Here is a 6,982-nt window from a genome sequence, read left to right on the forward strand (position 1 = left end):
TGTTGATCAATATGGCAAACACACTTACCAGAAGAAAAAAGGTAACTTTGTGTGGGAAAAAATGGTTAAGCCTAAATACGCTTGGTATAACGGCACTGCCAACGCATATATGGCTGGGGACAAAATGGACCCGAATGTCGTCACTAAACTGACCTACCCCATGGGCGACATTAACGATGCCAAAGCCAAAATTTATCCCTTTAAGGTGCATACTGGTAAGCAGATTTACGACAAAAAACTCAATATCTTTATCACCCCAAAAACCTATGGCAAAGGCGGATACTGGAGCGAGTTTGATTGGAATTTAGCGGCAAAACTGGGCATGGAAGCAAACACCACAATGACTGAAAAAGGCATTAAGTACAGTGGTGAATATGGCTTTGCTGCTACCGAAATGTGGTGGCGGATCAACCATATGGTGTCACCTAAAGAGCAAGCGCTTAACTGTAATGATTGCCACAACCAAGGCACTCGCCTCAACTGGCAAGCCTTAGGCTATCAAGGCGATCCGATGAAAACCAAACAAGGCCCGAAACATAAGCAATAACCGTGTTGACTCGCCTAAGACCTAATGGCATAGGCGAGTACCGCTCCCCTGCAAACCTTTGAGAGCTTAGTACCCGCTGGCTAAGCGCTCTTTTTCGCTCGACCTTGGCCGATAAAGACAAATCGCCACAGCTTTAAGGTCACACTGCCCCAGTTTGTCTTAGCGAATTGGAGCTAAAGGGATTTATGCTCGGTTTATAAGTCAAATTATCTGATTTTTATGGCATTTATTTTGCGTAGTGAGGCTATGTTCCATTGTGGCAACCTCTATGACCGCGGGCAAAACCCCAACCCATTTTACGACTCAACCATTAAACCGTGTACTCGGTGAAACCAGTGGCGCCTTTGCCGACTTAGGCACTTTTTTACCGCTAGTGTTAGGGCTTATTGCCCTGAATCAGTTTTCACCCCAAGGGATATTTTTAGGCTTTGGCGTATTTGCGATATTAAGTGCGTTATTTTACCGCCGTCCGATCCCCGTCCAACCGATGAAAGTCATCGCCGCCCTGGTGATCGCCCAAGGCTTAACCCCAGGCATGTTGCAGGCGAGCGCCATGTTGATGGGCGTAATCCTGTTAATCTTAGCCTGTAGCGGCGCCATCACTTGGCTTGCCAAGCAATTATCCCAAGCCGTCAGTGTGGGGATTCAATTGGCGATTGGTCTGCAATTGATGTGGATGGGCGCTAAGATGATGAGCGATTTTTGGTTGCTCGGACTCGGCGCGTTTGCCTTGCTATTTGCGAGTAAATTTTTGCCATTACGCTACCTTGCCATGCCACTCGTTATCGCAGCAGGCATGATCTGGCAAGCCAATAGCCAAACCGATATGGCGACCAGTCTGAGCAGTCCCGCCTTGAGTGCATCTTTCCATCTGGCGTGGCCGACATTAAACGAATGGAGTTCGGCCGCGATGTTGCTGGTGTTACCGCAACTGGCACTCACCTTAACCAATGCGGTGATTGCCACCTCGGTGATGGCGCAGGAAAAATTCCCTGAAGATGCCGCCAAACTTACCCCTAAAAACTTTGCGATGAGTTCTGGGCTGGCGAATCTATTACTCGCACCTTTTGGCGCTGCAGCCATGTGTCACGGCGCGGGAGGGCTGGCGGTGCAGTATCACTTTGGCGCCCGAACTCACCTTGCGCCACTGATTTTTGGCGGCACTTGTCTTGTCATCGCCCTGTTTTGGGATAGCCAAATAGCGTGGTTGCTCGGGCTTATTCCTGTAGCGATTCTCGGCAGCTTACTTTCTATTGGCGGATTACAATTAGCCTGGTCAAAACGCCTGATCGACGGCAAGCCCTTCTGTATCTTGGTGATCTTATCTACCGCTGTGACCTGCCTTGCCATTAACGCCGCCGCAGGATTAGCCGTCGGGATTTTTCTTGAGCAGGGGCGCCGCACGTGGGCCATGATACAAACCTTGCGCTAGCAATGTATCAGGGCAAGGGTGGCGCTAGGTCTTTGGCAGCAGCACTGTCACCACGCAGCCCTGTTGCCAAGGTAGCGTCACCTCTTTGGATTGCAGGCAGTTTTCGATATGAATACTGCCGTGGTGGCGGGTCACCACATCCTGACATATCGCTAAGCCAAGGCCTAAACCGTCATCCTTGGTCGACGCAAAAGATGCCATCAACTCCGCCGCTTCGCCCTGCAAACCGTCGCCATTATCAATCACTAAAACTTTGATTTCATTGTGCAGATAATGGATATCCACCCATAACTGCCGCACTCGATTATCGCCACAGGCATCTAGCGCATCGACGCTGTTTTTCACTAAATTAACCCACATTTGACTAAGGCCAACACTGTCGCCCATCAGTTCAAATGGCTCACCCTGCACCCGCACGTTAACCTTGATCTTGGCCCTCTCTAACTCCCGCCCCATTAGCGCCAACGCCTCCTGAGCCACCAAGGTGATATCTAAAGGCTCAGTTTTGGCCTGACGCCGCTTCAGTAAACCGCGAATACGGTGCACCACCGCCCCTGCGCGAATGGATTGAGCATTAATTTTACCTAGCACATCATGCAGTTCAGAGATGCCTGGCTGATGCCGCTCCAACTGCAGCATCGCCCCTTCACTGTACTGGGTAATTGCAGCAATGGGTTGATTTAACTCATGGGCAAGCCCTGCACCAATTTCCCCAAGGATCGCGGCACTTTGCAACCGCTCAAGTTGCAGCGCTTTATCCTTTAATTGCCGCTCGGTGTTGACTAAAAACTCACTTTTTTGCCGAAACTTATATTCGAGCCACAGATGGTAAATAGTTGAAATAATGAAGAGTAATACTAATGCCCCTCCCCATTCTTTATTATTTGCCACCCACGCTTGTAAGGTCTCGTAAGGGCTCGTGGTCACCTGCTGTAATTGCTTATATAGCTCGATGGTTTTTAACTGACTGACAGGCGATGTCCACCCCAAGATATTGGCACTTACGGCCGCGCTGTGGCTCGAGGGTAACGCAAACAGCGCCTGACTCACCTGCAATGCCAAGGATGAGGCGACCGAATCCGTGGCGGCAAAGGACCATGCCGGATATAACGTCGTACTCACCTCACACTCGCAGCCTGCGGGAATGCGGCCATTGATCACCCGAAAATCTTCACGCGCCACCAGCCCAGTTTCCACCATCTCTTCAAGGGTACAAAAGGGGGTAATGGCAGCATCGGCGTTACCATCGCGCACTTGATAAATGAGCGCCTCATTGGGAAAACCTAAAAAACGTAGCTGCCCAAAAAAACCATCAACGGCATAGCCTCGCTCCAGCAACAACCCCAGGGCGGCCTTATAGCCACCTAACGCCTGCGGATCGAGCGCCGCCACATCCTTTCCCCTGAGATCATCGAGACTATGAATCGCACTGCTGGCACGCACCACGATCGCCGAACCAATGGTAAATGCGCTGCCCTGATGCTTACGAGTGCGCATGGTGGCCAGCCACGAGAGAGGATAACTGCCGCTCAAGTGTAAAAATTGGCCGGGATTGGTGATAATAAAATTTAACTGATGGCTGATTAACTGCTCGGTAACGCCTTCATAACTTAAGGGCACCACCTCAAAATGGCTATTAGGCACTTGCTGCGAAAGATAATCCATCATGGGCTGCCAGCGCTGCTTAGCTTGCAGCATCCCATGAGTCGCCAGCACCCCGACCTTAAAGTGATTGACGGGCAAGGTTTCAGCATAGGCCGTTCCTACCAAACTGAGGATGCACCCTACCAGCATTGCCTTACACCACCTTAGTCTCTTCACCTTCGCCCCACTTTGTGCCATTTCGCTTAAGGCGACACTTTACGCGCACACAGAAAATGAAGCTGTGAATAGCTGCAAACTCTGCTATTCATCCCATTGGATAGACTTAAATTTAGTGATACACCTCCCAAGACTCAGGCTTAAGATTGAGCCCATGCCCTCCTCAGCTTAAGCTAAACCGCTGCCGCGCCACTCGAAAGGAAAAACATGTCCACAACCTTGCCACTGTATTTAGTCGATGATGATGAAGCGATCTTAGACTCCTTAGGATTTATGCTGGGGCAATTTGGCTACCAAGTACACACCTTCAGCAGTGGACGGGATTTTTTAGCGCAATGCCCACTAACCCAAGCCGGATGCGTGATTTTAGATAGCCGAATGCCAGAAATCACGGGCCAAGAAGTCCAGCAAAAACTGCTTGAAACCCAAAGCCCATTGGGAGTGATTTTTCTGACCGGACACGGTGATCTGCCCATGGCATTAAGCGCCTTTCGCCAAGGCGCCTGCGATTTCTTTCAAAAACCCGTATCGGGCAAAGCCTTAGTGCAAGCCATCGAAAAAGCCCATCGCGAAAGCCAAGCCCGCTTCGAGCAACAAAGCCTGCGACATAAACTCGCGCAACTCACCGAGCGCGAGCAGCAAGTATTGGCCCAAGTGGTTCAAGGCATGACCAACAAACAAATTTCCGAGGCCATGTATTTATCCTTAAGAACCATCGAAGTCCACCGCGCTAAGATTATGAAAAAACTTGAAGTAAACAATATGGCGGAGTTAGCCCAACACTTAGCCCACCTCAACACCCTGTTACCTGAGTCTGCCTAGCAGGCTCACAACATTCACCGCTAGCTCGCCTGTCACTGCGCTGGCACTGAGCAGAGCGGTTATCTGCAATCGACTGAGCCTATCTACGCCCCGCGCACATCTCAGCCATCACGCACATCTCAGCCATCACGCACATCTCTGCCTCCACACACATCTCAGCCACCGCACACCTGCGACAAGCTGTCGCAGTTTGCAATATAGCCTTTGTGTCCAACGCCATTCACTGCCACACTCCGCAGAGGTTCTCTCCTTTATGCTCCATAGGCATTAAACATCCACTGCTTTGAACCTTCCCCCGAGTACGACCAGTGTTCTCGGGGATTTTTTTATTTATTCCATGCTAAGGCGTGATGACGCTTCATGGTTATTGCCGCAAGTTGGCTAGCATTTATGCAAGCCAACGATGCAAGGTAACGTCCGTGCAGTATCGTTATTTCTTCCCTTGCGAGCGCAAGCTTGCCAGAGCCAACAACATTGACGCTCGACACGTCCCCCCTAATCATCCCTGCGCATTCATTACTCAACAATTTCACGCAACAATCTCACGCAAGGATGAAGTTAGCCCCAAAAAAAGGTAAAAACTGAGTTATGATATCAAGCACTATCAACAGCTTAATGATTATTTTGCAAAGTTAAGCTAGAATACACCTATCTTAGCAACAGGTCAGCAATATGCGCCGTCTACACACATCTAAAGGATTTACCTTAATCGAATTGGTGGTAGTGATTATCATCTTAGGGATTCTGGCCGTGGTCGCCGCGCCGCGCTTTATCAATCTCAGCCAAGACGCCCACGATGCTAGAGCAAAAGCCGCCTTTGCCGCGTTCTCCACTGGCGTCAAACTGTATCATAGCTGCTGGCTTGCTGGCGGACACACGGGGTACACCCAAGATCTCGCCTGTTATGGCGATGGTACACTGGACTCCACCACCACGGGGTTCCCTATGGGCAAAAGCAGCACTCAAGAAACTGATTTTAACGGCACTTTCTGTGGTGAACTGTGGCAATCCTTACTCGAACATCAGGACTTTGTGCTCGTCAACCACCCAGATTGGGAAAAACATCAAGCGCCCGATGTCGACATCGTCTATTGGTACGGTGGCGACGCCATTAGCAACCCAGACACTTATTGCTATTTTAACTATGTGTCGGCTGACCGCCGCCTTGGCAGCGAGAATTGGACGCTGAAGTACTATCCCCGCGATGGCCGCACGGTGGTCAGCCGCGACTCCTTCTCCCCCCCAAACCCATCGAGTACACCGAGTTCACACTAGGGAGTCAATTGCGCGACTCCCTATGGCTTTTTGCATGCTAACTTGAATTCTGGCTATCCATCCCCATATTTAGTCCATCATCCACCGCAGAATTTTGATTGCGGGCAAGAGAAGAGGATTAAACAGTGACCACTATCGTATCAGTACGCCGTAATAACCAAGTTGTTATCGCCGGCGATGGCCAAGTCTCCCTTGGCAATACCGTGATGAAAGGTAACGCCAAAAAAGTGCGTCGCTTGTATCACAACAAAGTGTTGGCCGGTTTTGCTGGCGGCACCGCCGACGCTTTTACCCTATTTGAGCGTTTTGAGTCCAAACTCGAAATGCACCAAGGTCACCTATTACGCTCGGCCGTCGAACTGGCCAAAGATTGGCGTACCGACCGCATGCTGCGCAAACTCGAGGCCATGCTGGTAGTCGCCGATGCCGAAGCCTCACTCATCATCACCGGTAATGGCGATGTGGTGCAGCCAGAGCATGATTTAGTCGCCATTGGTTCGGGCGGCAACTACGCCCAAGCGGCGGCGCTGGCACTGCTGCAAAATACCGACTTATCGGCGCTGGAAATTGCAGAAAAATCGCTAACGATTGCTGGCGATATCTGTGTATTTACCAACCAATTCAAAACGATTGAAGAATTAACTTACTAACAGGGCGTGAGGAATATTATGTCTGAAATGACTCCCCGTGAGATTGTCCACGAGCTGGATGCCCACATTATCGGCCAGAAAAAGGCCAAGCGTTCCGTCGCCGTCGCCCTGCGTAACCGCTGGCGCCGCATGCAGCTGGATGCGGATTTTCGTCAAGAAGTCACCCCCAAAAACATTCTGATGATTGGCCCAACTGGCGTGGGTAAAACCGAAATCGCCCGCCGTTTAGCCAAACTCGCCAACGCGCCGTTTATCAAGGTTGAAGCCACTAAGTTCACCGAAGTGGGTTATGTGGGCAAAGAAGTCGAGCAAATCATCCGTGATTTAACCGACATCGCCATCAAGTTGACCCGCGAGCAACAAATGGGCAAATGCCGCCAACGCGCCTCAACACGGCGCTCGTAGTAACGAGCGAAATGACCGTGTATCACGTCG

5 protein-coding genes and 2 pseudogenes are annotated in these 6,982 nt (G+C 50.6%); 6 read left to right on the top strand and 1 reads right to left on the bottom strand.

The window, feature by feature from the left end; genetic code table 11:
- Positions 1-547 (top strand): annotated as a pseudogene (locus ACRCZA_RS16170) (tetrathionate reductase family octaheme c-type cytochrome); the annotation flags it as partial.
- 268 nt (positions 548-815) lie between these two features.
- Positions 816-1,979, top strand: coding sequence for a putative sulfate/molybdate transporter (locus tag ACRCZA_RS16175; RefSeq protein ID WP_438675414.1), 1,164 nt, complete (start codon positions 816-818; stop codon positions 1,977-1,979).
- A gap of 24 nt (positions 1,980-2,003) precedes the next feature.
- Here ACRCZA_RS16175 and ACRCZA_RS16180 read toward each other — a convergent pair whose 3' ends face one another.
- Entirely contained in the window at positions 2,004-3,773 is a 1,770-nt protein-coding gene (locus ACRCZA_RS16180; RefSeq protein WP_438675410.1) for a sensor histidine kinase, read from the bottom strand.
- A 234-nt stretch (positions 3,774-4,007) separates the two neighbouring features.
- On the opposite strand from ACRCZA_RS16180, the gene ACRCZA_RS16185 reads away from it, so the two are divergent.
- The 4 genes and pseudogenes from ACRCZA_RS16185 to ACRCZA_RS16200 form a co-directional block, all read left to right on the top strand.
- Positions 4,008-4,622 carry a response regulator transcription factor gene (locus tag ACRCZA_RS16185; protein WP_438675411.1) on the top strand — a complete coding sequence of 205 codons (615 nt, stop codon included), beginning with the start codon at positions 4,008-4,010 and terminating at the stop codon, positions 4,620-4,622.
- A gap of 672 nt (positions 4,623-5,294) precedes the next feature.
- Positions 5,295-5,897 (top strand): type II secretion system protein, encoded by a 603-nt coding sequence (locus ACRCZA_RS16190; RefSeq protein ID WP_438675412.1) that lies wholly within the window; start codon positions 5,295-5,297, stop codon positions 5,895-5,897.
- A 125-nt stretch (positions 5,898-6,022) separates the two neighbouring features.
- On the top strand, positions 6,023-6,547 hold the full coding sequence (gene hslV, locus ACRCZA_RS16195; protein ID WP_438675413.1) for an ATP-dependent protease subunit HslV: 525 nt from the start codon (positions 6,023-6,025) through the stop codon (positions 6,545-6,547).
- An 18-nt stretch (positions 6,548-6,565) separates the two neighbouring features.
- A pseudogene (locus tag ACRCZA_RS16200) lies at positions 6,566-6,934 on the top strand (AAA family ATPase); the annotation flags it as partial.
- Between the last annotated feature and the right edge of the window lie 48 nt (positions 6,935-6,982).

Source organism: Shewanella sp. (genome assembly GCF_051658185.1).
Classification (GTDB): domain Bacteria; phylum Pseudomonadota; class Gammaproteobacteria; order Enterobacterales; family Shewanellaceae; genus Shewanella.

Coding starts and splice junctions, on each gene's coding strand:
- ACRCZA_RS16190 (WP_438675412.1), top strand. CDS start 5,295: ATGCGCCGTCTACACACATCTAAAGGATTTACCTTAATCGAATTGGTG.
- ACRCZA_RS16175 (WP_438675414.1), top strand. CDS start 816: ATGACCGCGGGCAAAACCCCAACCCATTTTACGACTCAACCATTAAAC.
- ACRCZA_RS16185 (WP_438675411.1), top strand. CDS start 4,008: ATGTCCACAACCTTGCCACTGTATTTAGTCGATGATGATGAAGCGATC.
- ACRCZA_RS16180 (WP_438675410.1), bottom strand. CDS start 3,773: ATGCTGGTAGGGTGCATCCTCAGTTTGGTAGGAACGGCCTATGCTGAA.